This window comes from Vibrio sp. Vb0888 (assembly GCF_033338835.1).
Taxonomy (GTDB): domain Bacteria; phylum Pseudomonadota; class Gammaproteobacteria; order Enterobacterales; family Vibrionaceae; genus Vibrio; species Vibrio alginolyticus.
In genome coordinates, this window is sequence record NZ_JAWOTL010000240.1 from 1 (window position 1) to 1,141 (window position 1,141).

The 1,141-nt window shown below is 48.3% G+C and carries 2 protein-coding genes and 1 pseudogene; all 3 read right to left on the reverse strand.

What is annotated here, in order from left to right; genetic code table 11:
* A pseudogene (locus R7P72_RS25320) lies at positions 1-316 on the reverse strand (Type III secretion cytoplasmic LcrG inhibitor); the annotation flags it as partial.
* 4 nt (positions 317-320) lie between these two features.
* Positions 321-605 carry an LcrG family type III secretion system chaperone VcrG gene (vcrG, locus tag R7P72_RS25325; protein ID WP_005464408.1) on the reverse strand — a complete coding sequence of 95 codons (285 nt, stop codon included), beginning with the start codon at positions 603-605 and terminating at the stop codon, positions 321-323.
* A gap of 60 nt (positions 606-665) precedes the next feature.
* The gene (vcrR, locus tag R7P72_RS25330; RefSeq protein WP_015296792.1) at positions 666-1,079 is read right to left on the reverse strand and encodes an LcrR family type III secretion system chaperone VcrR; all 414 of its coding nucleotides are present in this window, start codon (positions 1,077-1,079) and stop codon (positions 666-668) included.
* Between the last annotated feature and the right edge of the window lie 62 nt (positions 1,080-1,141).

Consider the following 1,141-nt stretch of genomic DNA (forward strand, 5'->3'; position numbering starts at 1 on the left):
TTGAACTCGCGCCTTGTAGCGACCTCATCCAAATAGATGCGCTTTCGCTGAGCGCTGCACCCGAAAATGCGCTGTTTTTCTCTTTCAATTGAGTCAGCGTATCGACGTAAAGTGCGATGCTCTGTTCGTCAGTTTGACCTTTAATGGTTGGCAAATGCGCGATCAATGAAGCAAGCTGCTGAGTTTCCGCATCACCTAAAATTGGGGTCAATTGCTCTGTTAGGCTTTGTCCAAACGTTGGCAGTGGCGTACTGCTTGCGGCGGCGGTTGCCGCACCAGTTGCTGAGCCCGTTGTTGTCATATTCGTCATATCCAAACCTCTAGATCACCATACCGCGCATCATGGTTGGTCGCTTTCGTCTTTTACCCTGCACGCCTTGCAACTGATGCTGTTGCTGCCTGCGGCGCTGAACTTCTTCGATGAGTTCTTGCTCTGCGTGTTGCATTAACTTCGGCGAGGCGTTTAAACCGCCAAGCAGAACTTCTCCTGCTACGGGGCCAACACCGAGTCCTTCTAATAGCTCACTAAAAATGTCATTTCTTTCATCCGCATTTCGAATGGCTAACTCTGCATTTTCAATAGCTTGGGTAAAGGGTTGCTTCATATTGATTCCTATCTTAAAGCGTGTCTTCTCATTGGCGCTGTCAGTAACAGTCGAGAGTTTTTACATTTTTCTCTTTTTCAGTGGGCGATAGTCTGCAAGCCGCAAAAAATACCAGTCGGCTTGTTGATCGTGGCTAGCGCCACAGGCGCGCAAGTAGAATTGAGCCAAGCGTTGGCTACTCATGTTGCTACCACGCAACACATCAACGTTACCGCGGATAACCCAATCAGAAGGAAAAAGAGGGATGGCGTGCTCAGCCAAAAGAAATAGGCAAGAAAAGGGGTTACTCAACCCCAAATTCGGACTCACACGTTTGAGGAGTACAATAATGATCTCCCCTTCTTCGACACGAAACACCAGTTCCATGCCATCAACTTCCATGCGATAACCAAGTTGAATCGCACTTTTTTGCCAAAAGTACGGCGTCACGTGGATCCCCGTTTGTTCCAACGATTGTACAAGTGCGGCGTTCATTACATCCCTACCCGTCCAAGTGGCTGAATGTTGATCTGCTGAGTGAGTTCTTGAAACGATAG